The following is a 26,890-nucleotide window of genomic DNA, read 5'->3' as shown; positions in this document are numbered from 1 at the left end:
TTTTTTATTAACATGTTCTGATTAATCGGTGCTAACCACCCTATTACGGCCATTTTCCTTGGCCTTGTAGAGACGGTCATCCGCCTGTTTGAGAGTGATTTCACTAGGTTGCGGTGAATGCGGGCAAGCCACACCAATACTGGTGGTGATAGGCACCTGGTTGCCATCGTGATCAAAGAGGGTGGCGTTTTCGATGGTGTCACGAATGCGCTCAGCAATCCGGGCTGAATCCTCGACGCTGGCACCGAGCAGTATGACAACAAATTCTTCGCCGCCATAGCGGGCCACAAAGTCTCCTGAGCGCACCTGTAGCGCTATCAAACGGGCAAATTCCCGCAGTACCTTATCGCCAACGGAATGGCCGTAAACATCATTGACCCGTTTAAAATGGTCGATGTCCATCATCAGCACTGCATAGGGTACCGGTGTGCCACTACTGGATTCTGCACGTTCGATTTCGGCCAGCCGGACTTCCAACGCCCCGCGGTTAAGCAGGCCTGTTAGCGCATCATGGGTCGCCTGGCGATAAAGACGTAATAAAAGGCTTAACTGGAAATGGTTGGCCGTCAAGGTCACCGCAAGCAGCGTAAACATCAGCCACTGGGCTTCCAACCCGGTGGGCGTCATCCAGCTGCCGTCTATGTGCTGGACGAATACCAGCAGGGATTGCAACAAAAGACCCGCCAGCAATGATTCCACCAGGGTGAACGGAAAGACACTCAACACCGCCACCAGCAAGAACGGAATAAAGCTGTAGCCGACCAGGGCCGCGCTGTGGTTATCCGGCACCAGGGTTAATACCAGCATATAGAACAGGGCGGGCAGGGCCAGCAGAGCACCCGCGCTAAACCGTATCCGGCGGATATTATCCTCGCTGCGCCAGGCCCACCACACCACAACGGCAAAACCCGCCATCATCAGCAAGCGCCCTACCAGCGTTGTCTGCAACAGGCTGCTGGGCAGCACCCATTGATCCACCAGCAACCACACCGGCGACATCACCAGAAAGATGATTCCCATTGCCATGACCCGGCTGCGCATATAAAACGCATGGGCAAATACAAAATCACGGCTATGGTGGCGATTGGTCAGCGTGTCCCGTAATGAGGTGTAGGTACTGGCTAACCATGAAGAATCAGCAGGTTTGGCCAACCCCGGCTGGCTGCGGCGCTCTTGGCCCATAGGCATCATTGTTATGCTCTTTAGAAGGTTAATTGTTAACCAAGGTTACATAACAAGCCCCCTATGGCGCCAGCCTAAACGCTTTTAAACTTCATCCGCCAGCGCGGGCAGCAGTGCTTTTAGTTTACGAGTCAAGGTATTACGGCCCCAGCCAAGCAGTTCGGCGGCCTCGCCTTTGCGCCCCCCGTGTGCTTTAGCGCTGTCTCAATCAAAATCCGTTCAAAATCGGGCACGGCTTCTTCCAACAGGTGGGTATGGCCTTCTGCCAGAGCCTGATCAGCCCAGCTGCGAAAGGCGCTGCGCCAATCACCGTGCAAAGTGCCTTCCAGGGTGTCCGCATCGCGCAGCTCGGGGGCAGGTCTTCCACCAGTATTTCCCGCCCGGAGGCCATGACGGTCAGCCAGCGGCAGATGTTCTCCAGCTGACGCACATTGCCCGGCCAGGGCAGATGGGTCAGGTGCGCTTCCGCCTCGGGTGTCAGCACCTTGATGTCCGTCGCCAGCTCCTTGGCCGCTTCGGCCAGAAAATGGCGGGTCAGGCGGGGGATATCCTCGCGCCGCTCCGACAGACGAGGCAGATGCACGCGAATCACATTCAGGCGGTGAAAAAGGTCTTCGCGAAAACGCCCGTCTTCCACCAGCGATTCCAGATTCTGGTGGGTAGCGGCGATAATCCGCACATCGACTCGAACCGGCGTATGCCCGCCTACCCGGTAAAACTCGCCGTCCGCCAGCACCCTTAGCAGGCGCGTCTGGGTTTCGGCGGGCATATCCCCGATCTCATCCAGAAACAAAGTGCCGCCGTTGGCCTGTTCAAACCGGCCCTGGCGCTGAGCTGCCGCCCCGGTAAAGGCGCCTTTTTCATGCCCGAACAGCTCAGATTCAATCAGATCGCGCGGAATCGCCGCCATATTCAAGGCAATAAACGGCTTGCCCGAACGCGGGCTATGCTGATGCAGCGCTTGGGCTACCCGCTCCTTGCCGGTGCCGGATTCGCCGTTGATCAGCACAGTGATATGCGAATGCGCCAGCCGCCCGATGGCGCGAAACACCTCCTGCATGGCTGGCGCTTCGCCAATGATTTCAGCGTTCAGGCCTTCCGGCACGCTGACTGGCCGCTGGCGTTCACGGGCATGGGCCACCGCCCGGCGCACCAGCGCCAGGGCTTCATCCACATCAAAAGGCTTGGGCAGGTATTCAAAAGCACCGCCCTGATAAGAGGCGACGGCACTGTCCAGATCAGAGTGTGCGGTCATCACGATCACCGGCAGATCCGGATGGGCGTCACGAATCCGCGCCATCAGGTTCAAGCCGTCAATCCCCGGCATGCGGATATCGGTGACCAGGACATCCGGTGGCTCGGTAATCAGGCGCTCAAGCACCGTATCCGCCCGTTCAATACATTCAACGTCCAGATCGGGCTGCGCCAGGGCGCGCTCCAGTACCCAACGAATCGCGCGGTCATCGTCCACAATCACCACGCGAGCAACATCGGTCGAGTGAACTTCAGTCATGGCGCTTCTCCGGTGAAATCAACCAACAAATCGATAAATGGCCCATCAGCTTGAGCCATCAATAAACAGAGGAATCAACAAGCGAAATTCAGTCCGCCCCGGCTGGGATTCGCATTCAATCAGGCCCTGGTGCTGATGCAGGATCGACTGGGCAATCGACAGGCCCAGCCCGCTGCCTTCCGCGCGCCCGGACACCATGGGGAAGAACAGCGTCTCCTGCAGGGTGTCCGGCACCCCCGGGCCGTTATCAATGATCCCCACATCACACACCAGCCGATGCCGCTCGGCCCCCAGGGTAAACTGCCGGCGTGCCCGGGTGCGTAACACCAGCTTGGGCGCCTCCACCTGAGCATCGGTCATTGCTTGCACCGCATTACGGGCAACGTTAAGAATCGCCTGGATCAGCTGGGCTTCATCCCCCGACAGATCCGGCAGGCTGGGGTCATAGTCGCGCTCAATGCGCACCTGGGGATGCTCGGCAATCAACAAGGTACGCACTCGCTCCAACACCTTGTGAATATTGACCGGTGAATGCTGGATCATGCGATTAGGCCCGAGCATGGAATCCACCAGATCACGCAGACGATCAACTTCCTCCACAATGATATGGGTAAACTCTTTCAGTGCCGGATCGGCCAGATCCCGCTCCAGAAGCTGCGCTGCGCCGCGAATACCACCCAGCGGGTTTTTCACCTCATGAGCCAGACCACGCGCCAACACCTTGATGGTTTCCTGGCGGGTGGTGAGGGCTTCCTCGCGGGAAATCTGCATCAGCCGGTCGCGGGGCTCAATTTCCAGCAGCAGCTCATCAGCAGACAGCGGTGTCACGGTATAATCCACCGTCAGTGGCTCACCGCTCATCGGGATAATCCGAGCTTCACGCTGGGTATAGGGATGAAACGCATCACGGGCTTTGATCAACACATCCTCAATCGCCTCTTCCTCGCCCAGCAGCCCTTCCAACCGCGCCCCCAGCACACGGCTGATGCTTACCGCCAGCAAGGCTTCTGCCGCCGGGTTCATCCACCGCACCTTCAGGTCGCCATCCAGTAGCAGAACCGCTGTGGTGAGGTGTTCAAGCAAGCGTTGGTACATATCACTACCTGTGATCGAGTGGCATGGTGATGGAATTGCAAAAAGCGCGCCAACTTAGCGCACCTTACTAACGCAGCGGTGGAACGCGGCTAATCACGCTCAAATAGCCTTCTTTCCGCCAGGATGGTGCCCATGCCTCACTCACTAAAGCACCATTATGGTGCAACGTGAAACCGCACCACCGGGGTTTGATGGCGCACCCGCCCCTGGGCATCCAGCAATTCGGCCTGAAGCTGGTGCACGCCGGCGGGCAAATTGGCGACCCAGAAGGCATCGCTGTGCATCGCACTCTGGTTGATTTCACCATTAAGGCGCAAACGCAGCTGATGATCGTCACGCAGCGCCGGGCTTAGGGCAATTTCGACCGCTGTGGTAGCGCTATTCAGGCGCGCCTGATGGGCAGGGTAGGCAATCGTAAAACGGTCGTAGGGCATGAAGGGCGGGCCGGGGGAGCGCTTGCCTGAAGGCTGGGAAGCCGGTGGCGAGACAGCAGACGGTGAGGAAGAAACGCCCGGCAGTGGCGCCAGCACCACGGCTTCACCGCCCCGCTCGGGGTTATCGGTAAAGGTCACGCGGCCCTGTTCATCCACCACCCGATAAACCGTCTGGGCCGCCAGCGGTGGTGCCCCAATCAGCAGGGCGCCTCCTAACAACACCGCCCACAGCCACTGCCCTCTTCTGCCTGCTGTTTGATTGGCCATTATTGCCCCCTAACGAAAAAACCCCGCCGAAGCGGGGTTTGTCACTGATCACCTCGGGTTATTCCCCTTGGGTGATCATAGCAGCTCAGATCAGCGTCAGTGCTTATACAGCCAAAGTACTTATACAGCCAAAGTACTTATACAGCCAAAGTACTAGGAAACAACCGTACTTAGCAGCTGTAGTACATGTCAAACTCGATTGGGTGAGTTGCCATGCGCAGGCGCTCAACTTCTTCACTCTTCAGCTCAATGAAAGCATCGATCATTTCATCAGTAAACACGCCACCTTCGGTCAGGAAGGCACGGTCAGCGTCGAGGGCTTCCAGCGCCTGATCCAGGCTGTGGGCAACGGTGGGCACGGCCTTGCCTTCTTCCGGCGGCAGGTCGTACAGGTTCTTGTCCATGGCATCGCCAGGGTGGATCTTGTTCTTGATACCATCGATACCGGCCATCAGCATGGCTGAGAAGCACAGGTAGGGGTTGGCGGTCGGATCAGGGAAGCGCAGCTCGACACGCTTGCCCTTGGGGCTGGCGGTATACGGAATACGGATAGACGCGGAACGGTTACGCGCGCTGTAGGCCAGCATGACCGGCGCTTCAAAGCCTGGCACCAGACGCTTGTAGGAGTTGGTGGACGCATTGGTGAAGGCGTTCAGTGAGCGTGCGTGCTTGATGATGCCGCCAATATAGTACAGCGCCATTTCAGACAGGCCCGCGTACTCGTCACCGGCGAACTGGTTCTGGCCATCTTTCCAGAACGACTGGTGCACGTGCATACCGGAACCGTTATCGCCCACAATCGGCTTGGGCATAAAGGTAGCCGTCTTGCCGTAAGCATGCGCCACATTGTGGATCACATACTTCATTTCCTGAACTTCGTCAGCCTTCTTCACCAGGGTGTTGAACTTGACACCAATTTCGTTCTGACCGGCGTTAGACACCTCATGGTGATGCACTTCTACCGACTGGCCGATAGCTTCCAGGGTGTTACACATGGCACCACGGATATCGTGGAAGCTGTCCACCGGCGGAACCGGGAAATAGCCGCCTTTCACGCGCGGACGGTGGCCCAGGTTGCCGCCTTCCACCTGACGGTCTGTTGACCAGGCGCCCTCTTCCGAGGAAATCTTGTACATGGCGCCTTCGATATCGGCTTTCCAGTGTACTTCATCAAAGATAAAGAACTCAGGCTCCGGGCCAAAGAAGGCGGTATCACCCAGGCCGGTAGACTGCAGGTAGGCTTCAGCGCGCTTGGCGATGGAGCGCGGGTCACGATCGTAGCCCTGCATGGTGGCAGGCTCGATGATGTCGCAACGCAGCACCAAAGTAGCGTCTTCGGTGAAGGGGTCCAGGAAACCAGTGCCATCTTCCGGGCGCAGGATCATGTCGGACTCGTTGATGCCCTTCCAGCCTTCAATTGAAGAACCATCGAACATCTGGCCGTTTTCAAAAAACTCTTCATCAACGTCACGCGCAGGAATCGTCACGTGCTGTTCCTTGCCGCGAGTATCAGTAAAGCGCAGGTCGACCCACTTGACGTCGTTTTCTTCGATGAGTGCAATTGTCTTGGTTGACATGGTGTCCTCCGGTTTAAGCGAAACTGAGCGTATCTGGGCACCCGTTTGTACATTGCTTATTATATGAGCTATCAAACAAGACAGCAGCAAAGGTAAAACACGGTGCAACGTTAAATCGGCTACTGTTTTAGCACGTCCAGGCATCCACTGCCTATGACATTAGCCGCTGACATTTATAATGCAGGTTACATGCCAACCACGCACCAATAAAGGATACGTGAATCGTAATTTGTTGTTTTTACTATTATTTAGCGGCTTTCTAAAAATCTTTCAATGCCACATAAAAGGGCAAAACGTATTTCTCAACGTCTAAATGCCACTAAAAAGCGCCTGAGGCAATCATCAATGCACCAAAAAAGCACAGCAAAAGCCTTTTTGCACCATACAGGTGCGAATGACTAACTGAAGTGACGACCATGCGTTTGGCACCCTCCCTTTCACCCACCCCAGATGTGCTAGGGTGTAGGTATTACCAACCGCGCAGCCTGCACGCTTTCAACCAGCCACCAGCCTGGCGGACTTCACACCCTCTCTAACCAAGGAAGTAACCATGCACAAGCACATCGAATGGGACCCCACCGACGGCGACAGCGTAACCGCCAACCTCACCCCCAACACCCCCTACCCGGGCGAGATCCTTTCCGCCCGCTACAAAGGCTGCAATGTACGCGTCAAGGTAGAAACCTACCGCGAGGATGACGCCGTCAGCATCGCCAGCGTTGCCGCCCTCATCACCCCCAGCGGTGAACGCAAGGACAGCCACCACGACCTGCAGCTTGGCGACATCGTCCGCCTGCCGGACGACAAGCGCAGCATTGAGCGCTGGGATGAAGAAGATCAGCAAGGGGATGAATAAAGAGGCGTTGAGGCCGAGAGGCGCTCGAACACCTCGTTTGCTTTATTCTCATTGTAGGCATGGCTGAACGCGTTGCGCCCCAAACGCGTTGGAGGTGCGTTAAGTTTGGATATCGCGTATATTTTTAACTAGGTGTACGGTATTAGAGTACACCCAATACAGCCAAATCAGCCCACCAAGAGACTGAAGCATGGCACAAGGTGTGCAGGAGGATAAATTATGAATAGTATCCAGAGGATGAAAGACCGTTTTTGGCAGAGCTACAGGGACGCTAAGAAAGAAAGTAGAGAAAAACCAAAATATTACGTAGTAGGCAACGGTGTGATGACCATGAAAGCATCAGAGGTTATACGAACGAAGTCATTTCGCGAACACCTTGATGCTACTGAGCTACTAGAGCAGCATTCCAAGACATCTCAATAGGCATAGAACATGCCTAAAACGCTTGTTGCCATTATTGCCTTTGTGACGCTGCTTTCAGGCTATCTATTCGTTACGAAATGGCATGCATCAAGATACATCATTAGACGCCAAGACTCACAAGGCGTCTATTTTTATGCAGCTGCGGCAGGTCTTGTTCTGCTTTTTTATCAATTATAACCATAAGTTATCAAGGTGACTCACTGCTGTGGTTAAAAAAGCCTATAGCTGCCTGGGCAAAAACCAACTCCCTTTAGATAGCAGTGGAAGTGAACTAGTTGTAGCTTACTGGGCTATAGTGTTTGGCACCACACTAGCAGCAGGATTTATCACAAGGGCGGATGCAGGCTCTGAGTGCAACACACTCATTGGATGGTTGATGGGCTTTCATGGTACTTGGCCATCAGCTCGCTCATCACTTCTATCGGACATTTAAAATCAAAGCGTTTTCGAGGCCGCATATTCAGCTCAAAGGCAATGGCATCCAGCTCTTCCTGGCTATGTACTGAAAGGTCTGTTCCTTTCGGTAAATATTGACGGATAAGGCCATTGATATTCTCGTTGGCTCCCCGTTGCCAGGGGCTATGGGGATCGCAAAAGTAAATCGCAACACCGGTTTCTTGAGTAATTTTTGCATGGTGTGTCATTTCACGCCCCTGATCATAGGTCATGCTTTTTCGAGCGGTGGTCGGCATTCGGTTCAGAGCAGCACTAAAGCCTGCTACAGCGGATGTGGCGGTGGCGTCGTCCATTTTTGCGAGGATCAGATAGCCACTGCTAAGTTCTACCAAGGTGCCTACCGCGGACGCGTTATTCTTACCTTTGATCAGGTCGCCTTCCCAGTGGCCGGGCATTTCACGCTTACTGACCTCGGGCGGACGTAAGTGAATGCTGACCATGTCAGGGATCTGACCACGTCGATCCACTTCGCCACGGCGAGGCTTACGCGTGGTTTTTCCTTGTCGCAAACAGTGAATCAGCTCCTTGCGCAGGTGGCCAACGGGCAGTGCATAAATAGCCGTATATATCGTCTCTCGGCAGACGTAGGCATCGCTTAGGTCAGGTAATTTCATGGCCTTGAGCTTGCCGCTAATCTGTTCGGGAGACAAGCGTCGCCGCAACATATAAACGATGAGGTCAAACCGCTCGGTGCCTGGCAAAAGCTTACGCGCAGGACGACAGACCACTCGACGCTTTTCTCGCTGACGTTGGGCGTGCCGGGCACAGTAACCGTTCTGGGCCATTTGGTTACGGCGTATTTCACGAGATATGGTTGAAGGAGCTCGCCCTAAGAGCTGGGCAATATGCCGAAGGCTCATCCCTTGGGCTTGACCCACTTGGATGTTGGCACGTTCTTCAATGCTGAGTTCGAGGTAAGACATGGGACAACACCTTAGCGAAATACTCAGGTGTTGCACTCAGTTTCTGCGGCCAAGCAGTTACACGGCGATCACGGTATAACTTGTGCTCACCGAACTGTACGGGGACATCATTAAGGGTCAATACCTCTCCTTCATACTCACCTTGCAGCACTTTGAATATTGGTAAACGGTTTTTTGATGTAGCAAGCTGCCGAGCCTTATCCATGGCCTGTTCCTCGTCCGCATGAATACCCTGCACAATAAACTCGGTCGGCACACAATTCTTGCGACCAAGGTACAGATCCCATACAGGATTTTGTAATGCCGCTTCGAGCTCGGCTAACTCTTCGCGCCCCCCTGCAAGGCAACGGCATATGCCATATCCTGCAGATAATAGCGATAAGTCATTTTGGAGCCTCCACCCACCGCTTTTTTGCCTTCGCTCGTTTTTGGAATAAGCAGGTTTTGCCACGGGTCCTGATCATCATAGCCACTGCCCACCATGTGAAAATCCCTCAGTAACGGCTGACGGGGCAGTGCTTCTTTCTTCTTGCCCACAGGCACATATGCCTGCACCTGCATGTCTCTCTCCGCCCAGCGGGCTAGCCGTTCTACCTGCTTACCACCCGCCCCCAGTGCACAACAAAGCAGGCCCATCACACCAGATTTAGTGGGAAAATCGAGGCTATCCCGGCGCCCGAATTTGGAATCATGACCCCAAGACTGAAGCGGAGCCTCCAACCACAGCAGTAAATAAGGATCTTTCATACCTCACCTCACTGTGCTGGATTTGTAGGGATATGGCTTTGCAAATCACTAATCAAACCATCAATGCTGTAATCTTCATTTTCGCCCCAGTCGTAGGAACCCTGTTTGCCAAACAGCGAACCTGCCAGCTTTTCTTTTTTATCCAGCTCGATTTTCAATCTATCAATGCTGGCGTGAAGATAGCCGCCTTCACGGGCCTTGCTAACCGGCGTTTCAAAAGGCACCTGCAGGCGTTGACCTTTCCTCACCATAACGCGGGCAAAATCCCAGTAGCTGGCACCGGATTGCGTAGTCTGCCTTGCATTAGGTACTGCGATGAACAATGCCTTAGTAAAAGCTTCAACCGCTTCCTTCAAATCAGGCTCTCCCATGGTCTGTGCTAATTGGCCTAGATCCAAGCTGATATAGCGGTAGTAAGTCGCCGAGTTGAACTCCAGGCTACCCATATGCGCAGAGCCTGGCTCCTCCTGAAGGTCATCTAGTGCTGTAAAAAACTCGACTTCGTTACTGACTTTATGCGTCGAAATTGCATGCGAAAAAGCTGCTGCGGCCTCAACATTCATACCTGCAGCTTTCGCCACCATACGACCAAACAAGGCAATATCGAGTGAGTCTTGTGCGGGGTTTAGTGCCTTTTTAGCAACTTTGGCAAGTTCCTTATCCTTAATTTTGCTATCGTCAAACTCCTTTTCTGCAGCATAAGCTGCAAATGCTGAAGCTTCCGTTTCACTGACAAATAACAAGGTATCATCAGTTAGTTGCGTAGCAATTTTAGTGCCACATGCAGCAGCCTGTTCTTCACTGGCACCCGCTTCACTGCACGCTTTAATAAAAATTTCTGATGCTTTTTTGTACGGACGCCAAGTTTAACGCCCAGCTCCTGCATGGCAAGACGTACCTGCCTCTTCCAGCATTGTGAGCTGACGCGTGCGCGCGGCACGCCACCGACAATCGCTGACTTGGGGGCGCCTACATCATCGCGATTCAAGCAGGTAACCGGGAAGGATTGCAGAATGTGGTATTCGATACGAGTATTGGTATAAGCATTAGTCATAGCAGTTTCCTTGTGGTTATGAAAAAGGGTTTTCAGTAATAGGTACGATTTGAAGCAGCCCACAGCCGAAAGCACGAGCACGCCCGATGCCTTGCTTAAAACTATGCGCAAATTGCTGTTTATCAGTCACACTTAGCAGCCCTTGAACATTCGCCTGTCCAATAGTGACCTGGCGCTGATGCTTATCCTTAAACTGCAGCACTTCTATTTTGTCGACTTGCAGGTGCTGGGGAGAAACGTCAAACCCCCAGCTTTTAGTAGCTCGCTCAGTAAACCATTCTGCGACGTCTTCTCGTCCGCGCACAGCTAACAACTTGCGGCTCGCACTATCACGCCGTGTTGGGTTGACGATAACTTTAAAGCGGTACTGATCGTGGTCTAGAAAACTTTCCGAAACCTGCTTGCTCAGAACTTCTCCATATTGGCCATCTACACTTGACTTTGGTGTTCGATTGGCCAACATCAGTATCTTGCGTCCCCAATAGTCACCACCTTGGTCGGCGTAAAGTATGCCGCTGGCTTTACTGGCAGCCTTGTCTGCGTCATCGCGGATGTCGTCATAGAGGCTGTAGATTACTCTGTGCAGCGAGTAAGCGTCGGTGATACGCAGCGCCTTAACAGAACGGCGGTCTAAATGAAGTGCACTGGCCACCATACTCATGTTGCCGCCTCCTGTTTGTCGTCAGGTGCAGGCTGACCATAAAACTCCTGTGCCCACTGGGTTTTGGTTCTATGGCCAAAAAGCGCAGCTGACGTAGTAATCGGATGTAATCCACCGGCTGCCCTACTTTGCTGTCAATTAGGGTCAATACAGGGCGCAACAGCCGACATACTTCGATCAATTCACTACTTGCTAATAATCGGCGCAAACGTGCCTTAGCCTGCGCACTTTCTCTGCCATCTTCATAACAAGCGGCAATGGCTCGACCTAGAGAAAGCGTGCCGTTCCTTTCTGCTTTGGCTTTCGCAATAGCTGAAGCCACGGTAACGTAGGGGATGCGTTTATAATCCACTTCAAGGTCAATACCGAGATAGCTCAGCGAACCCAGTAATTCCCAGCTCTGGTATTCCATCGCGGGGTTATCCGCCCGACGTAATCGGGCGGCCAGGCCTTTATCCTTGAGGCACTGATCAATCACGGTCTCGACGAATTTTTCATCGCTGCTTTTGGGCTTGTTGGGTGGCGCTGCTTGTGCTTCTTGCATGATGCTTAAGCCTCCTGCTTCAAGTATTTACTATTGTTAGGTCGACACTTAGCCCAGGCATCTAAGTAGTTATGCAAAAGTTATCGTGTTATCTACGCCATAACCGTTACAGACGCCTTTCACCGCCTGACAGAGCCTATCGAAAGAGCTATAGGCCGTCAGTGGTAACCAGCGATATTTGATTTCACGCCAAAGAATTTCGATCAGATTCAACTCAGGCGAGTATGGCGACAGATAAATCAGGTGAATACGGTGGGTCATCCAATCAATGATTTTCCGTCGAAATGCCTTGGAGTGATGCATTTTGGCATTGTCTAGCACAACAACAGCGAAGGCATCAGGATCTTTCTGTGCTGCAAATTGGTCAAACGCCTCTATAACCGTTTCACTATTCACCGTGTCCATTGTCATATGATGAAAGAACATCCCTTTTCTGGATAAAAAACCTAATACATTCAATCTCTTGCTATGAGAGTAAGCAGTGACTTCCCAGGGTTGCCCTATTGGGCTCCATGCATAAGGCAGTGATGAAGACTGCGAAAATCCAGTTTCATCAAAGAAGTAAAGATCACAGGTGCCGCTGTCTTCCCATTCTTTCAATGCGTTGATCAGGCCTTGCGTATTGCGGAAATCTGTCTCGTCACGCCGTGCCTTCAGCGAGTAGCGAACACGTTTACAACTGTTACCGTTTTTTTTAGAGCACGACGTAGGGTATCTCGACTGACCACTTTCCCGGTTTTTCTTGAAACTTGGCATGCAGCACCGGCAACTGATGAGGATGATCTTCAACAAGCTGCTGCAATAACGCTATCTCGCCATCATTGAGAAGGTTTGGCCGCCCGTCGCGGGGTTTGTCTTGCAGACCGTCAATACCGTCTGCTTCCCACTGGGATAGCCATGTCGATACCGTATCGCGCTTGACCCCGAGAATGTCACGAATTTGATTGATCGTGTGCCCTTTATGGCTCAATAAGATGGCATGAGCGCGACGGCGTAAGGCTCGCTTTTCACCGTACTGATAAGCGTTATTTACAATGCGCTGTTGGTCTGGTGTCAAAGAGATGAAGCGTAACGGCTTGGACATGATGTATCTCCTCGTTGAGTTACATCTTTATACCCTATAATTATTGCATAGGCACTTAGTTGCCTGGCAGTCTCTCGTGGGCAATATTGGTCATAGGCTTGATGTACATAGCCTGCAAAACGTCGCCGCAGCTTGTGCCTCTCGTTTGCGGCTTGTTCAGTCTGGTCGCATTGATCAACCAATTCCTGGAAATCACGTTCACAAAGTTGCCAGAAATGGCGAGTGGCTAGCGGCGCAACTTTGCTACCATCAACCGTCTGCTCCTTGTAAAAACCCTGAACTCGGCCATAGAGGTTTTTGGCAAGGCCATTGATGGCATCCATTTCTTTTTTAAGCTGGCTGAACCATATATCACCCAAAATACTGCTATCCAACCAGACTTGCGACTCGACAAAATCATCACTTCCCGAAGCAAACTGCTCACCAGCATTGCTGCTTACCCGTAACCCGCCAGACCAGATAGCAAACGCATTTGTATTTTCTTGCGCTCGCAATAAGCCATTGCGTAATTGCCAGCTTTGAAAACCCTGAGAGTCCGATTGGCCAAAAAGACCAAGTAAAGATGTCAGCTCTCGCCACGGCCTTTTTTCGGGATCTACCCACAGCGCCTTAGGCTCTTTGCCCGAGTAATTGACCGCCGTGCTGGGATCTACCCCCCTCTTTATACCCAGGATGCGAAACACCCTCAGAATAATTAATTCCAACTTCAGTAAGAAAGCAGAACCTGCAAACAGGGATTAACCGACCCATTAAGGCACGCTTTAGCTGTTTTGCATGCTCACAATCTTCACCTTCAGGCATTTGTTCCCACGCTGCGACACCAACTCCTCCGGGATAGCTATTCATTTCCTCAAGCTGTCTACATGTGAACAAATTAAGCCAGAGCGTTTTTGGAACATCATTACCAATTAAAAAACTGTGTAGGAACCCCATATGTCCGACAGAAGGCCCCGGCTTTCCCGTAGAAGGCTTACCTTTATCATTTTTCTTTCCTGCATAACCTTCTGTTAACACAACACTGTTGTCAGTTTTTTTACCGGATAGTGCAAACCCCATTAGCGTTAGCAACAACAGCGCTCTTTCACCATCATCCAAACGTTTTTGCACCTGTTGCTGGTTTAAAACTGTGGTGTTGCCTGTTGAGACTTCTGGCAATACTGCTCCGAAAGGTTGAAGCCTGGCAGACTGAATTGCTGGCATCTGTAAAAATGGCTTATCGCCGTATAGATAAAAACGGTCATGCCATTTATCCAGATACGATAAGCATTGTTCAGCTAAACCATTCGCACCCAGTGCTTTCCATTCAGTTTCATCTTTAGGTGTTGCCGCTGACTGTGCTATCGCTAGAAGCAGTTTTAGCAGGGCAATTTTCTGCACTGGATTGCCACCCAGACTTCTATATTCGGGATTGCTGAATATTTGCCGCAGACTGACACGGCCATAATCCGCCACGGGTATCCATGGCTCGTCGATCAGATTAAAACGGCATTCCATCATCTATTCCCCCTGTTCTTGATGACCCTGTATCCAAGATCATCGCGGTATTCCAGAGTATGCTTGTCGTGAATATCATTATGCTCAACACCCTGAAGACGGTCGGACGCATCCACCAATGCTACGCGCAAAATGCTTTCATCTTCTGGCCAGTCTGGGTTGCCCAGATAAAAACAGTGGCCCAACCCAAAACTTTTGAGGGTCTCCATCGACAGAGCATTAGGATTATCGCCTTGCGGCACATTAACAATCTGACGCATCAGCTCTGCCGTCCGCTGCCGCCATTCTGGCTTCGTCAGCTTATGACGCTGTAGGGGAAGCTCTATCTGGACACCGTTCAATAATGTCAATGTTGCTGTATCACCCGCACGATTTCGGGTCATTGCTTTTAGCAGCAGGACCTCATAACTTTCCGACTCGCTGTAGCGTGTCTGCGCCTTGCTTTCTGGCAGAGTGTTGCCACCTTCCGAAAGCCCTATTCTCGCTAGCTGACGCAAGGTATTTAACCCTTTGCGGTGACGATTACCCTCTTCCAACTCCCTCAGCCAGCGGCTCATCGAGGTATTCTGCTCTGTTCGGCTGACATAGGTACGCTCAATCAAGCTCCGAATATCTTTCGGAAGATCGATGTGCTTCATGTTCTGCCAGACTTCAAGGCTACGGCAAAGAACATAAGGGCTATAAACGTAAGCACTGGCACCGAAATTAGCTTCTGGTGCCTCGATAGCTGCACCGAGCGCAGGAGCAAGCACCCAGGCTTGCGGCGTTGCCTCGCTACAACGAGGCGTTTCACTATGCCGCCACAAACGGCCCAAGCGTTGCAGCAGCATGTCAGTAGGCGCGAAGCGGGACACCATGAAATCCGCATCTATATCCAGAGACTGTTCCAGCACCTGCGTACCAACTAGAATCCGCCCTTGCTTGTGGCGTTCCTTCCAACCCGCCTTTCCAAACAGGCTGACCCATTTATCTTCGATCTGTTGTCGGTCATTGGCTGTAAAGCGAGAATGTAAAAGACAACACGCCACCCCCAAATCAGCAGCGCGTGCGGCAATGTCCAAATAACGCTGCTGGGCCTCCTTGACAGTATTTTCGATCCACAGAATCTGCTGACCTTGTTCTGCACAAAGCAGTACTTGTTCAATTGCGACGGATTCATCAGACTTTATAACAATCTCAACGCTACTGTTTGTACCTGCCGACACACTCACTTCACGTGCCGTATGCTCATCATTCTGGCTAGCGGTTATTAGCGGATAGCCCGTTGACGTGACTGAACGGTTCAATATCCCTTGACGGCGTTCCTGATTGAGCGTGGCACTAAGAATAATGATGGTGCAATGTAGCTCACGGAGTAAACTGACCAGTGCATCCAGTAGCGTACTTGTATAGGCGTCATAGGTGTGTATCTCATCAAGAATAACTACCTTGCCTACTAAACCAAAAGCCCTGACAAAACCATGCTTGACATTCATAGCTGCCATCAGAGCCTGATCTATGGTACCCACTGCAAAAGGTGCTAACAGCCCTCGCTTACTTTGATTAAACCAAGCACCACCAGGGCGGCCTTCTTCGCCCAACTCAGTATCAAAAAGCCAAGCATTAGCATGTAATAAGAGTGAGCGATGGCTGCAGTCCTCTGCCAGCACTTGATTAAGAAAGTCATTGAAACGCTCGTAAATCTTGTTAGAAGTTAGTTGCGTTGGGAGCGCAAAATAGATGCCACTTGCCTGGCCATTAGCCAGCATTTGATAGGCGGCATAGAGCGCAGCTTCTGTTTTTCCTAACCCCATAGGGGCTTCAAATACGTAAACGCCAGGCCGACTGACTTGCTGAATCAATGTTGATTGTGCCAACCGTGGTGCAAATCCAAACACCTGCTCAAAAGAAAGGTTTTGTTAGTATGAAACCGGCACGAAGCCTGCGTCATCCAGAGCTTGAGTGATTTTTTCTTTCCAAGGGGCTTCTGGATCTTCAAAGTGATGGCCTGACCCGATCCAATCAGCCACAGAGGTTAAACCTGCCAGTAAACGTGCCTGGGCAACAGAGCTAACCTGTGGCCAGCTTTCACCTAATGAAGCACTTAAGGCTTTAGCGAGCTGTTCACGCTCTTTCTGCCATATAGCGCCTCCAAACACTTCCGCGTCGGCCTTCTTACCAGCAAGGTTAGGCGAAAAGCCATGATGTTGACCCAAAATCTCTGGCACATACTCAGGAGCCCCCATCGCTTTAGCAGTAGCTTGACTGACACCCGCATGTCCGCCCCACTCCCTTTCCAGGTCAGCATTGATATTTGCTATCCGCTCTAGCAAGCAAGAGCGCATAATTTTATTGAAGAAAGTCGGTGAAACTTTACCGATGTCATGGGTGGCAGCAAGATAAGCCGCTCCTTTAGGGAATATGTCTTGAAGAGGAAAACGTCGAATCAGCTCTTTCGCCACTTCGCCTACTATCTGACAATGACTTTCAACACTTCGGCCAGGACGAATGCGGCCATCGGCTGCTGTGAATGATTTAGCGGGGCATGCTGCATAGGGTTTTACTGCAACAGATGAAACGTTTTCGCTTCTTTTCCTAAGCATGATGCCCCCTTGATAATATTAAGATACCAATCCTATAACACTGACTGCCCCAACCAGTGCACCACCTATCAGCATTTTGAATAGATATCAGCTGAAGTGGTTATAGTTTCCCGGACACACAGACGCAGATAAAATTATCTGCCCATCAAGGTGTGTGTCATGAGTCAGAAGAAAAGTAATTCTTATACAGCTGAATTTAGAGAATCTGCCGTCAAACTAGCGGTGGAGTCCGGTCAACCGGTCGCCCAGTCCGCACGCGAGTTAGGTGTTAACGTCAACACGCTGCATACCTGGATGAGTAAGCTCCATGATAAGCAGACGAGTGAGGCAAGTGGTGTGGTTGATGACAAACACCTGTATGAAGAATTGAAGCAACTCCGGCGTGAAAATGCTCGGCTGAAGGAAGAGCGAGCTCTGTTAAAAAAGGCGGCCGCCTTCTTCGCCAAAGAATCAACCTGAGATATGCGTTCATCGAGGAACATCGGGGTAGGTTTAGCACCGCCCTTATGTGCCGAGTGTTTGAGGTATCTCGCAGTGGCTATTACGAGTGGCGAACCAGACCGCCTAGTCAGCGAGCCCAGGATGATCAGGCGTTGAAGGCCAGTATTCGTGAACATCATGAAAAGAGCCGTTCCACCTATGGCACACGGCGTATTCAAAAAAAAAACTAGCCGAAGACGGTAAGATCGTAAGCCGCCGTCGAATCGGCCGATTGATGGATGAAGAGGGTCTTGAATGCAAGATGCGGCGCAAGTTCAAAGCGACGACTAACTCGAAGCATAACAAGCCGGTCGCCCCGAACCTGTTGGACCGTAATTTTACGGCATCAGAGCTTAATCAGGCTTATGTTGGCGACATCACTTATGTCGCAACACGGGAGGGCTGGCTGTACCTTGCTGTCTTCATTGACCTTTGCTCACGTGCAGTTGTCGGGTGGTCCATGGATAGCCGGATGCCGGCAGCATTAGTGAACGACGCGCTGACCATGGCGATCTTTAAACGTCGGCCAGAAGCTGGTCTGCTAGTTCATAGTGACCGTGGCAGCCAATATGCTTCGGATAGCTTCCAGGGCTTGCTCAAACAGCATGAATTCAAGTGCAGCATGAGCCGCAAGGGTAGCTGTTGGGACAACGCCCCGTCAGAAAGCTTCTTTCATACGCTGAAGACCGAGCTGGTGTATCACGAGGACTTCAAAACGCGAGAGGAAGCAAGACAGGCGATTTTCGAGTATATCGAGGTGTTTTATAACCGGGTGCGGTTGCACTCTAGCAACGACTATATGAGTCCAGCGGACTATGAATCGAGGCTACGAGCAGCCGCTTAAAAAAGCGTCCGGAAAACTGTTGCCAGATCAAGCCATTGTCCGGATGCGTTGAGCTACTTCGGCTCTCAGCTCTGGTGGATCTAACACTTCCACTTCTCCACCATAACGCAGAATTTCCATCACTAAGAGCTTATTTCAAAACCCTTGAAATCAAGCATTAATATCCTAAGCTCGATCCATTATGGCTAAGAAAATCGTACCTGATGAGCTCTGGAACATTGTTGAACCGCTTTTACCACCTGAACCGCCCAAGCACGAAGGTGGTAGGCCACGTATTTCTAATCGTGCCGCATTGACAGGCATTCTGTTTGTACTCAAATCAGGCATTCCTTGGGAGATGTTGCCACAGGAAATGGGATGCGGTTCCGGTGTAACCTGTTGGCGACGACTGCGTGATTGGCACGACGCCGGCGTCTGGGAAAAGCTTCACCAGACGTTGCTAAGTCATTTACAGGAAGCCGAACAACTCGACTGGGACCGTGCCTGCATGGACAGTGCTTCCATCAAGGCAAAAAAGGGGATCTGCCACTGGGCCAAACCCAACGGATCGCGGACGACCCGGCACAAAGCGGCACCTTCTGACTGACCGACAAGGAACCCCTTTGGCAGTTGTTCTATCAGGTGCCAACATGCATGACAGCATTCCTTTATCTGTTCTATTGGATACGATAAAACCTGTTGCAGGTCGATCTGGTCGCCCACGTCAAAGGCCCACCAAGCTTCACGCCGATAAGGCTTATGACTTTGCACGCTGTCGTCGTGCCTGTCGCCGACGGCATATTCAAGCGCGTATAGCCAGACGTGGTGTAGAAGACACGCAGCGCTTGGGGCGTCATCGCTGGGTAGTTGAGCGCACCTTTGCCTGGTTGGAGCAGATGAGACGACTTGCAACACGGTACGAGCGGCGAACCGATATACACTATGCATTCACGTTAATCGGATGTTCGCTGATTTGTTTTAATCGTCTCAAAAGACAGTTTTGAAATGAGTTCTAATTCTCGGTCATCGGCATACGGAACTTTTAGGTGATAACCATCAGCCTGCCATTGGCTTTCTTGCTCAGGATGCCACTTTTCTTCAGCTACCCACCTAGCGGCATGTTCAGAAAAAGCAGGTGTGCAACATCTTTCGGCTTACCACCAAAAATACCGAATCCTGCGAGCGAAAACTCATCCAGCTCGGTAGCATTGAGTCGATGGCAAGGATCCATTGTTGTTTCAATGTTGATCATTCTGTCTAAGGAGAACAGACGCAATGCTTTTGCACGCTCACAAAGTGCTAACAGGTACCAATTTGAACGGTAGTGAAGTAAACGTTGAGGGTGAGCACATCGACGTTGAGAGTCACCAGCTTCGCTTCTCGACTGGTAGTCAAACTCAAGGCAGTGCCCTGCCAAGGGCCTGAGCAACAGGATCAAACACTCTATTTTCTGAAATGCGATTTTGGATAGGTTGGATGCGTATGCGCTCACTTATCTGCTCGGCATCATGACCTGACTCCCCCAGCAACTGCTGCACCTTTTTTGAGCGGGCTTAAATGGAAAGCAATAAGCCCTGGCTGAACATTTTCCAGCAATTGCTCACAAGCCAGGAGGGCATGGAGTTCAGCAGGTTTCATCCAAAAACCCGGCAGCTCGAAAGAAGGAGCGTTGGGGTCATAAAGATGCCCATTGTATTCACGGGAATAGATTAATGGCGCTCCTAAGGCATCTCTGAGAAATTCGAAATCACGCGTAATCGTATTGCGACTGGTTTCAAGTTCAGCCATGAATATTCGCATGGCTACAGGATGGCGCGATGCTTTCAATATTTCATGAATTTTATAGGTGCGATCCATCCGGCTCATTCCCCACCTCCCTGTCTATCTCCATGAGTCATGCTCCCCATCTAACCACCCATCCTGCGCCAATTCCATTAATCTCAATAATTCTTAGCTTATTTAACGACCTCTACACCATGCCCCCTTCACCATTGCCTATCCGTGTGCGGGGCGTACAATGCGGCGTTTTGCACTGCGCAACGTAACGCTAAAACGTTATGTTATAACTTATTTTATGCTATCGTTGTTGCTTGTTTAGAGGACGCCTGATGAGTGAGCACTCACATCGACATAACCGCGAGGGGCCTTGTCATTTTTCCCTGATGTCGCTGTCGGCGGTGAAACGCCTGGCATTGGTGGCGCTGCCGTTGGCGGTGCTGTGGCTGCTGGTTGTTTGGGCAGGTGGTTGGGCATCATGAGTTATAAGACACCCTCCCGCCTGATACTTCACGACCTGCACCTGGCCCAGGCGCGGCGCAGCGTGCTGGAACATGTTTCCGGTGAGTTTAAGGCCGGGGCAATTACTGCCCTGATTGGTGCCAATGGCGCCGGTAAAAGTACGCTGATTCAAGCCATTATGGGTGAGCTAAGCCCCATAAGCGGCGAGGTGGTATGTGCCATACCGCCGGAGCGGCGGGCCTGGCTGCCTCAGCAGCTGGCGTTAGACCTGACCTTTCCAATGAGCGTGGAAGAGCTGGTGATGACCGGCAGCTGGCCAAGCCATGGGGCGCTAAAGGGCTATTGCGCGGCGCACTATCGCAAGGGTCGCGACATCATGGCACGCCTGGGCATTTCGCATCTGGCCCATCGCCCTTTGGGCGAGCTTTCCGGCGGCCAGCGCCAGCGCGCCCTGATTGGCCGCACCCTGATGCAGGAGGCAGAGCTTCTGCTGCTGGATGAGCCCTTTGCCAACGTGGATAGCGAAACCGTGAGCGTGCTGGTGCCTATTCTGCGCCAGATGGCCGATGACGGCATGACGCTGATTGTGGTGCTGCACGATATGGATCATTTGCAGCGCCTGGCAGATGAGGTGCTGTTGCTGGAAGGCGGCCGCGCTTACTGGATGCTGCCTAGCGAGCTGGTGTCGGCGCACAGGCCGGTTAACCCCTTGCCGTTCACGTCTGGAGGGCATTATGTGGGAACTGCTTGATAGCTGGCTGATCGCGCCTTTTGATTATGGCTTTATGCGCCGCGCCGTGGTGGCGGGGTTGGCGCTGTCGTTGGCGGCGCCGACTCTGGGGGTTTTTCTGGTGTTGCGTGGCATGAGCTTGATTGGCGATGCCATGGCCCATGCCATTCTGCCGGGCGTGGCCCTGGGTTTTCTGCTGGCGGGGTTTTCGCTGCCGGTGATGAGCATCAGCGGGATTATCTTCGGGGTCTTTGTGGCGCTGCTGGCCGGGGCGGTCTCCAAGATGGGAGGGCAGCGCGAGGATGCGGCCATGGCGAGCTTTTTTATTATCTCGCTGGCGGCGGGCGTCATGCTGATTTCGCTGGGTGGCAGCAGCGTTGATCTTACTCATGTGCTGTTCGGCTCGATCCTGGCCATCAACTCCACGGCCCTGTTGTTGATTGCCAGCATCAGCACTTTGATTGTGATCATTCTGGCGGTGATTTTTCGCGCCTTGGTGGTCGAGTGCCTGGACCCGCTATTCCTGCGCGGCCAGGGGCGGCGCAACCAGTGGATTCACAGTATTTTCCTGGGTTTGCTGGTGCTCAACCTGACGGCGGGCTTTCAGACCCTGGGCACCCTGATGGCGGTGGGGCTGATGATGCTGCCAGCCACCTCGGCACGCTTCTGGAGCAAGCGCCTGGAAGGCCTGATCGGCATTGCCATTGTGCTGGCGATGCTGGCCAGCACTGGCGGGCTGCTGCTGTCGTTCCATTTTGATCTGCCGTCCGGGCCGAGCATTATCCTGCTGGCGGGCACGGGCTATCTTTTATCCGCCTTGTTCGGGCGCTACCACAGTCTGGCCGCCCGCTTGAGGCGCAAGACGACCCCGATTGAAACACAATCGTTAACCTAACGCTGCCTGGCAGCGGTTGCTTTACAGGAGTCAAGATGATGCCTTCTTCTTTATCACGCTGGTTAGTGGGTGCGGGCACCCTGCTGGCCCTGCCTGCTGCCATGGCGGCGGAACGCGTCAATGTGGTCACCAGTTTTTCCATTCTGGCGGATATGGTCGAAAACGTCGGCGGTGAGCATGTGGAGGTGACGTCACTGGTGGGTGCTGATGGTGATGCTCATGTCTTCTCCCCCAGCCCTGGCGATGCGCGCTCGCTGGCGCAGGCGGATCTGGTGGTGTTCAACGGCCTGCTGTTTGAAGGCTGGATGGAGCGCCTGATTGATGCCAGCGACTATAACGGCCCCCTGGTAACGGCCGCCGAAGGCATTAATGCGCGTGCTTTCAGCCCTCAGGCAGAGGATGAGCACTCGGAGCATGATGAGCATGGTCATGACGAACATGATGAGCATGGTCATGACGAACATGATGAGCATGGTCACGAAGAGCATGATGAGCATGGTCATGAAGGCCATGATGAGCACGATGATCATGAAGGCCACGCCCATGGTAATGAAGACCCCCACGCTTGGCAGGATATGCAGCAGGCCCAAGTCTATGTGGCCAATATCCGCGATGGGCTGATTGAAGCCGACAGCGACAATGCTGACACTTACCGTGCCAATGCCGAGCGCTACCTGGAAGAAATGGCCGCAGTGGATAGCGAAATGCGCGACCTGCTCAGCGAGATTCCGGCATCGACCACCATTATTACCGGACATGATTCGTTTGGGTATTTTGCCAACGCCTATGGGTTGCGTTTTCTCTCACCGGTCGGGCTTTCTACCGAGGCGGACCCCAGCGCTGCCAGCATTGCTGCATTGGTGGATGTGATTGAGGAACAGGATGTGCAGGCGCTGTTCCACGAGAACATGACCAATCAGTCGATCATTACCCAGCTGGCCGAGGAAACTGGCCTGCCCATAGCCGGCACCCTGTATGCGGATGCGCTGGCCAGCGAAGGTGAAGCGAGTACTTACCTGGGAATGATGCGCCATAACGCCGAGGTGCTGAACGCAGCACTGGCGCAGCCGGGTCATGATGATCATCACGCCAGCGACCATGACGACCATGACGACCATGACGACCATGACGACCATGACGACCATGACGACCATGACGACCAGCATGATCATTGACTGTGAGACAGAAATAACAATGTAAACGATTGGATACCGCCCTCGGGCGGTATTTTTTGGATTGCATTTCACGCAAGAGACGCCGAAACTTGTTTCCCGAACCCTGCCATTCCCCGATTGCAAGAGCTCAAGCCATGCGTGTAAACGCCGATTTTAATGATTTTGCCTGTGTCACACCGGAGCGCTATCAGTGGGTTACGTCTCCCAGTGCGGGTGTGGAACGTATGATGCTGGACCGCATTGGTGACGAGGTGGCCCGCGCCACCAGCCTGGTTCGCTACGCGCCTAACACCCAGTTCAGCCGCCATACCCACGGCGGCGGCGAAGAAATACTGGTGCTTGAAGGCGTTTTTGCTGATGAGCATGGCCGCTATCCCGCAGGCAGTTACCTGCGCAACCCGATTGGTACGGGGCATACACCGCAGATTGGCGACGAGGGCGCTCTGATCCTGGTCAAACTGCATCAGTTCGACCCTGACGATATCCTCCAGCTGGCCGTGCCGGCGCACCGCCTGCCCTGGCAGCCTGACCGCCGCGCAGGCATCACCTACAAAATGCTGCATACCTATGGCGGTGAACGGGTCAGCCTGGAGCGCTGGGAAGCCGACACACAGGTAACTTACCCACCGTTGGGCGGCGGCCTGGAACTATTTGTCCTGCAAGGCTCGCTGATCAGCGACAAAAGTGAATACGTCGCGGGCAGCTGGTGCCGCTTTCCTTGTGGTGCAGCCCCACAGCTCAAAGCAGGCAGCGAGGGCGTGCAGCTGTATCTTAAACGCGGCCACCTGGCGGTCATTAACGCGCCAGACCAATAAAGGGCAGTAATGTCAGCAGCACGATCAGTGCCACCCCCAGGATCACCAGGGTGAACTGAAAGGGATGTTGCAGCAGGCGTTGCCAGAAGCTGGAGACTTCACCTCTGGCCAAGGCTTCTGCATGTTCGCGGCGGGCCTTTTCAAGGCGGCCTGCCTGGTATTCCTTGAGCGCGGCTTCTGCGGCTTCTTTCTGGCGGCTATCGCGCAGCCAGATGGCGTCTACCCCCAGGCGGAAAAACCCCGCCTGGGTCTCGTAGGTATCAAAGCCGTGTTCTTCGAGCAGCTGACGAACTTCCATGGCTTCTTCATCGGTCACATGGCGCAACCGGAACAGCAGATGCGCCATGCTCAGTCGCCCTTGTTAGCCATGCGGTCTGCCTGTATCACTTCGATCCAGTAACCATCCGCATCCTTGACGAAAATCACGTCTTGCATCTTGCCCTGGTCGGCGCGTTTGACGAAGGTCACGTCGTGCTCGTCAAACCAGGCCTGGGCGGCTTCAAGGTTAGGCACGCAAAAGCAGATATGTCCAAAGCCCTGTGGCTCGGCGTTACCATCATGGTAGGCAAAGTCGGGCTGGTCTTCGGTGCCCCAGTTGTGGGTCAGCTCCAGCAGGCCTTTCTGGCTGAAGGTCCAGGCTGTACGGGCTGATACATCTTCAGGCACGGTGTCGCCGTCTTCCAGGTTGGCCAGGAAGTAGAGCGAGAACTGCATCTCTTCAAAATCCAGCCGACGCATGACCTGCATGCCAAACACCTGAGAATAGAATGCCAGGGCACGTTCAGGGTCCTTGATGCGCAACATTGTGTGGTTAAGACGAAAACCTTGAGTTTCTTCGGGCGTTGGCGCCACGCCAGGATGGTGTTCCCCGCTGAAAGCCATGTCAGAATATCCTTGTAGGCTTGTACATGAATTTGCTCATGTAAAATATAGAATATATTTTCATAGGCGCTGTCTTGCAGTATGCAGGCAGACCACTCGAACACGCAACGGGCAAGCTAGCCCCTTTTAGGAGTCGATAAGATGTCACGTGACCGTAATGTTTTGGGTGAACCGCTAACCCCTTGCTGCCATGACCCGGTAACTGGGTTTTACCGCGATGGGTTTTGCCGCGTTGGCCCTAATGATCATGGAGTGCATGCCGTCTGCGCCATGGTGACCGAGGAGTTTCTGGCGTTCTCTCGCGCTCAGGGCAATGACCTAGTGACTCCTCACCCGGAATTCGGCTTTGCTGGCCTCAAACCCGGCGATCGTTGGTGCCTGTGTGCCAGCCGCTGGAAGGAAGCCGCCGTGGTTGGCCTGGCACCACCGATTATTTTATCCGCCACTCATGAAAAAGCCCTGGATGTTATCCCCTTGATTCAACTGCAACAACACGCCTTGGACGCGGTGCGTTAATGAATTTATCGCCGGGATGGCTGGCAAAGATTGACGATTGCTCTACACTAGTTAATCAAAGACTGTACAGAACAATCAGTATTGCCCCGTCTTCAGGAGTTCATCATGACTAGCATTGACTATCAGTTAGGCGACCGTCTCAGCTATCGCCAGTTGGCACATGCGCTACAGAATGGTTTTTCACCGATTGTTGAGGTGGAATCCATGGACGGTATCTATACCGTACGTTTTCATCATGCCAATGGTGTATCAGAGCTGAGTGACAACGACGGTCGCGTTCTTTCTTTCCTTGGTACCGGCGAGATTCGCGACAAGCTTGGCCAGCTCGGCCTGCACCACGGTGTGTTGACCTTTGCTGATCAGTGTGGCGATGAAATGATCGGGGTTCCTGGCCGTGCCATGTCGCCGGATGAAATGCTGACCTATGGAACACGCATCGCTTTCAAATGAAGGATTCGCCAGACTTCTGATGTTCGGTTAAACTTCTGCTTTGAAAAAACGACAGGGGCGCTTGAACGGCCATGTTGGCCAAAGTACCACGATAAGACGGTACCAAGCTGAGACGCACCCTCACTACCTGATCCGGATAATACCGGCGTAGGGAGTCGTGGGGGCAAAACGCTTCCATTGCCTCCCGCCCGGGAGGAATGTATGACAGCATGACAATAGCGCCTTTGGGTCAGCATTTGACCCACTTACACCAAGTGACCCCTCTGACGCACTGCATTACCAATTATGTGGCGATGAACAGTAGCGCGAATATCCTGCTGGCCCTTGGGGCCTCCCCCGCCATGCTCCATGCTGAGCAGGAAGTCGCCGAGTTTGTGCGGCTGTCTGCAGCGCTTTCAGTCAATATCGGCACCATTTCTGCTCCTTGGGCACATAGCATCCAGATAGCCGCCCGCGCGGCTCAGGCGTCTGGCACGCCCTGGGTGCTGGATCCTGTTGCCGTCGGTGCCACCGCTTACCGCCAACAACTGTGCGCTGAGCTGCTGGCTCTCAAGCCCGCTGTGATACGCGGCAACGCCTCTGAAATTCTTAGCCTTAACGGCATTGCCAACCCAGGGCGCGGCGCGGACAGTACGGTCAGCTCAGAAGACGCCCATACGGCAGCCCGCCAGCTGGCCAGGCAACAAGGTTGCATTGTTGGGGTCAGCGGTGAAACCGACATCATTACCGATGGCCATCAGTCATTACGCCTTTATGGCGGCCATGCCCTGATGCCGAGGGTGACGACGCTAGGATGCGGGCTAAGCGCTGCGGTAGCGGCGTTTGTGGGCGCTGACCCAACATCGCCAGTGACGGCAACAGCCGCCGCCTTTGGCTGCTTTGCCCTGGCAGGCGAGCGGGCAGGACAGATGGCCAGCGGGCCGGGAAGCTTTACCCCCGCCTTTCTGGATGCCCTTTACCAGCTTACCCCCAGGATCTGGACACCTGTTTGAAA

At 53.2% G+C, this 26,890-nt stretch carries 25 protein-coding genes, 6 pseudogenes and 1 riboswitch; of the genes and pseudogenes, 12 read left to right on the top strand and 19 right to left on the bottom strand.

Translation table 11 applies throughout. The annotated features are described in order from the left end of the window. Positions 1-21: 21 nt before the first annotated feature. From HLB35_RS04940 to glnA, 5 genes and pseudogenes are all read right to left on the bottom strand, one after another. Positions 22-1,191, bottom strand: a complete 1,170-nt coding sequence (locus HLB35_RS04940) for a GGDEF domain-containing protein (RefSeq protein WP_171701734.1) — start codon at positions 1,189-1,191, stop codon at positions 22-24. A 75-nt stretch (positions 1,192-1,266) separates the two neighbouring features. Beyond that, positions 1,267-2,695, bottom strand: a pseudogene (glnG, locus tag HLB35_RS04935) (nitrogen regulation protein NR(I)). Between the two features lie 45 nt (positions 2,696-2,740). Further along, a complete protein-coding gene (glnL, locus tag HLB35_RS04930) occupies positions 2,741-3,790 on the bottom strand; it encodes a nitrogen regulation protein NR(II) (RefSeq protein WP_171701733.1) in 1,050 nt (349 codons plus the stop codon). Positions 3,791-3,945: 155 nt separating this feature from the next. Beyond that, complete coding sequence (locus HLB35_RS04925; RefSeq protein ID WP_171701732.1) at positions 3,946-4,491, bottom strand: DUF4124 domain-containing protein; 546 nt, start codon at positions 4,489-4,491, stop codon at positions 3,946-3,948. Positions 4,492-4,661: 170 nt separating this feature from the next. After that, positions 4,662-6,068, bottom strand: a complete 1,407-nt coding sequence (gene glnA / locus HLB35_RS04920; RefSeq protein ID WP_171701731.1) for a glutamate--ammonia ligase — start codon at positions 6,066-6,068, stop codon at positions 4,662-4,664. A gap of 550 nt (positions 6,069-6,618) precedes the next feature. Between glnA and HLB35_RS04915 the strand changes: the two genes are divergently transcribed. After that, positions 6,619-6,924 carry a hypothetical protein gene (locus HLB35_RS04915; protein ID WP_171701730.1) on the top strand — a complete coding sequence of 102 codons (306 nt, stop codon included), beginning with the start codon at positions 6,619-6,621 and terminating at the stop codon, positions 6,922-6,924. Positions 6,925-7,356: 432 nt separating this feature from the next. Then, a complete protein-coding gene (locus HLB35_RS04910) occupies positions 7,357-7,524 on the top strand; it encodes a hypothetical protein (protein WP_171701729.1) in 168 nt (55 codons plus the stop codon). A gap of 185 nt (positions 7,525-7,709) precedes the next feature. Here the strand turns inward: HLB35_RS04910 and HLB35_RS04905 are convergent, their stop codons facing one another. From HLB35_RS04905 to HLB35_RS16385, 9 genes and pseudogenes are all read right to left on the bottom strand, one after another. Further along, positions 7,710-8,726: an IS30 family transposase gene (locus tag HLB35_RS04905; RefSeq protein WP_171701662.1), complete on the bottom strand. Its 1,017-nt coding sequence runs from the start codon at positions 8,724-8,726 to the stop codon at positions 7,710-7,712. Continuing rightward, a pseudogene (cas5e, locus tag HLB35_RS18775) lies at positions 8,701-9,473 on the bottom strand (type I-E CRISPR-associated protein Cas5/CasD). Before cas5e ends, HLB35_RS04905 begins: the two are co-directional and overlap by 26 nt. An 8-nt stretch (positions 9,474-9,481) precedes the next feature. Further along, positions 9,482-10,527, bottom strand: a pseudogene (cas7e, locus tag HLB35_RS04895) (type I-E CRISPR-associated protein Cas7/Cse4/CasC). A 16-nt stretch (positions 10,528-10,543) separates the two neighbouring features. After that, positions 10,544-11,188 (bottom strand): type I-E CRISPR-associated protein Cas6/Cse3/CasE, encoded by a 645-nt coding sequence (cas6e, locus tag HLB35_RS04890; RefSeq protein ID WP_171701728.1) that lies wholly within the window; start codon positions 11,186-11,188, stop codon positions 10,544-10,546. Then, on the bottom strand, positions 11,142-11,732 hold the full coding sequence (casB, locus tag HLB35_RS04885; RefSeq protein WP_216601405.1) for a type I-E CRISPR-associated protein Cse2/CasB: 591 nt from the start codon (positions 11,730-11,732) through the stop codon (positions 11,142-11,144). The genes cas6e and casB overlap by 47 nt, the downstream gene beginning before the upstream one ends. Positions 11,733-11,801: 69 nt before the next feature. Further along, positions 11,802-12,816, bottom strand: a pseudogene (locus HLB35_RS04880) (IS630 family transposase). 101 nt (positions 12,817-12,917) lie between these two features. Next, positions 12,918-14,310 (bottom strand): annotated as a pseudogene (casA, locus tag HLB35_RS16955) (type I-E CRISPR-associated protein Cse1/CasA); the annotation flags it as partial. Beyond that, positions 14,310-16,166, bottom strand: a complete 1,857-nt coding sequence (cas3, locus tag HLB35_RS04870) for a CRISPR-associated helicase Cas3' (RefSeq protein WP_216601402.1) — start codon at positions 16,164-16,166, stop codon at positions 14,310-14,312. The gene cas3 and the pseudogene casA, both read right to left, overlap by 1 nt. 42 nt (positions 16,167-16,208) lie before the next feature. Continuing rightward, positions 16,209-16,892, bottom strand: a complete 684-nt coding sequence (locus HLB35_RS16385) for a CRISPR-associated endonuclease Cas3'' (RefSeq protein WP_216601401.1) — start codon at positions 16,890-16,892, stop codon at positions 16,209-16,211. Positions 16,893-17,051: 159 nt separating this feature from the next. Here HLB35_RS16385 and HLB35_RS04865 point away from each other — a divergent pair. Further along, positions 17,052-18,216, top strand: a pseudogene (locus HLB35_RS04865) (IS3 family transposase). A gap of 27 nt (positions 18,217-18,243) precedes the next feature. On the opposite strand, the gene HLB35_RS18770 reads toward HLB35_RS04865, so the two are convergent. Further along, complete coding sequence (locus HLB35_RS18770; RefSeq protein ID WP_171701727.1) at positions 18,244-18,336, bottom strand: WCX domain-containing protein; 93 nt, start codon at positions 18,334-18,336, stop codon at positions 18,244-18,246. 61 nt (positions 18,337-18,397) lie between these two features. Between HLB35_RS18770 and HLB35_RS04855 the strand changes: the two genes are divergently transcribed. Beyond that, positions 18,398-19,199, top strand: a protein-coding gene (locus tag HLB35_RS04855) for an IS5 family transposase (RefSeq protein ID WP_171701726.1) whose coding sequence is annotated in 2 segments (ribosomal slippage) — positions 18,398-18,735 and positions 18,734-19,199 — 804 coding nt in all. Because the reading frame shifts where the segments join, the coding sequence is not laid out codon by codon here. A gap of 98 nt (positions 19,200-19,297) precedes the next feature. On the opposite strand, the gene HLB35_RS04850 is transcribed toward HLB35_RS04855, so the two are convergent. Both HLB35_RS04850 and HLB35_RS04845 read right to left on the bottom strand, forming a co-directional pair. After that, entirely contained in the window at positions 19,298-19,687 is a 390-nt protein-coding gene (locus HLB35_RS04850) for a helix-turn-helix transcriptional regulator (protein ID WP_171701725.1), read from the bottom strand. Positions 19,688-19,701: 14 nt separating this feature from the next. Beyond that, positions 19,702-20,061, bottom strand: a complete 360-nt coding sequence (locus HLB35_RS04845; RefSeq protein WP_171701724.1) for an HTH domain-containing protein — start codon at positions 20,059-20,061, stop codon at positions 19,702-19,704. 242 nt (positions 20,062-20,303) lie between these two features. Between HLB35_RS04845 and HLB35_RS04840 the strand changes: the two genes are divergently transcribed. The 5 genes from HLB35_RS04840 to HLB35_RS04820 all read left to right on the top strand — a co-directional run bounded on the left by HLB35_RS04840 (position 20,304) and on the right by HLB35_RS04820 (position 24,048). Beyond that, on the top strand, positions 20,304-20,453 hold the full coding sequence (locus HLB35_RS04840) for a hypothetical protein (RefSeq protein WP_171701723.1): 150 nt from the start codon (positions 20,304-20,306) through the stop codon (positions 20,451-20,453). Continuing rightward, the gene (locus HLB35_RS04835; protein WP_171701722.1) at positions 20,450-21,184 is read left to right on the top strand and encodes a metal ABC transporter ATP-binding protein; all 735 of its coding nucleotides are present in this window, start codon (positions 20,450-20,452) and stop codon (positions 21,182-21,184) included. The genes HLB35_RS04840 and HLB35_RS04835 overlap by 4 nt, the downstream gene beginning before the upstream one ends. Then, the gene (locus HLB35_RS04830) at positions 21,168-22,058 is read left to right on the top strand and encodes a metal ABC transporter permease (RefSeq protein WP_171701721.1); all 891 of its coding nucleotides are present in this window, start codon (positions 21,168-21,170) and stop codon (positions 22,056-22,058) included. Before HLB35_RS04835 ends, HLB35_RS04830 begins: the two co-directional genes overlap by 17 nt. Before the next feature lie 35 nt (positions 22,059-22,093). Further along, positions 22,094-23,233 (top strand): metal ABC transporter solute-binding protein, Zn/Mn family, encoded by a 1,140-nt coding sequence (locus HLB35_RS04825; protein WP_171701720.1) that lies wholly within the window; start codon positions 22,094-22,096, stop codon positions 23,231-23,233. 134 nt (positions 23,234-23,367) lie between these two features. Further along, complete coding sequence (locus HLB35_RS04820; protein WP_171701719.1) at positions 23,368-24,048, top strand: cupin domain-containing protein; 681 nt, start codon at positions 23,368-23,370, stop codon at positions 24,046-24,048. On the opposite strand, the gene HLB35_RS04815 is transcribed toward HLB35_RS04820, so the two are convergent. Both HLB35_RS04815 and gloA read right to left on the bottom strand, forming a co-directional pair. Next, entirely contained in the window at positions 24,029-24,394 is a 366-nt protein-coding gene (locus tag HLB35_RS04815; RefSeq protein ID WP_171701718.1) for a DUF6164 family protein, read from the bottom strand. The genes HLB35_RS04820 and HLB35_RS04815 overlap by 20 nt on opposite strands. A 2-nt stretch (positions 24,395-24,396) precedes the next feature. After that, on the bottom strand, positions 24,397-24,930 hold the full coding sequence (gene gloA / locus HLB35_RS04810) for a lactoylglutathione lyase (RefSeq protein ID WP_171701717.1): 534 nt from the start codon (positions 24,928-24,930) through the stop codon (positions 24,397-24,399). A 141-nt stretch (positions 24,931-25,071) separates the two neighbouring features. Here gloA and HLB35_RS04805 point away from each other — a divergent pair, with 141 nt between their 5' ends. From HLB35_RS04805 to thiM, 3 genes are all read left to right on the top strand, one after another. Further along, a complete protein-coding gene (locus HLB35_RS04805; RefSeq protein ID WP_171701716.1) occupies positions 25,072-25,446 on the top strand; it encodes a DUF2237 family protein in 375 nt (124 codons plus the stop codon). Positions 25,447-25,551: 105 nt separating this feature from the next. Beyond that, positions 25,552-25,896 carry a DUF6482 family protein gene (locus tag HLB35_RS04800; protein ID WP_171701715.1) on the top strand — a complete coding sequence of 115 codons (345 nt, stop codon included), beginning with the start codon at positions 25,552-25,554 and terminating at the stop codon, positions 25,894-25,896. 43 nt (positions 25,897-25,939) lie between these two features. Next, positions 25,940-26,067, top strand: a riboswitch (TPP riboswitch). A 38-nt stretch (positions 26,068-26,105) separates the two neighbouring features. Further along, positions 26,106-26,888 (top strand): hydroxyethylthiazole kinase, encoded by a 783-nt coding sequence (gene thiM / locus HLB35_RS04795; RefSeq protein WP_171701714.1) that lies wholly within the window; start codon positions 26,106-26,108, stop codon positions 26,886-26,888. The last annotated feature ends 2 nt before the right edge of the window (positions 26,889-26,890 follow it).

It is taken from the genome of Vreelandella azerica, from assembly GCF_013112225.1.
GTDB lineage: Bacteria > Pseudomonadota > Gammaproteobacteria > Pseudomonadales > Halomonadaceae > Vreelandella > Vreelandella azerica.
Note: the sequence above shows the minus strand (reverse complement) of the source record. Positions and strands in the feature narration are given on the sequence as shown.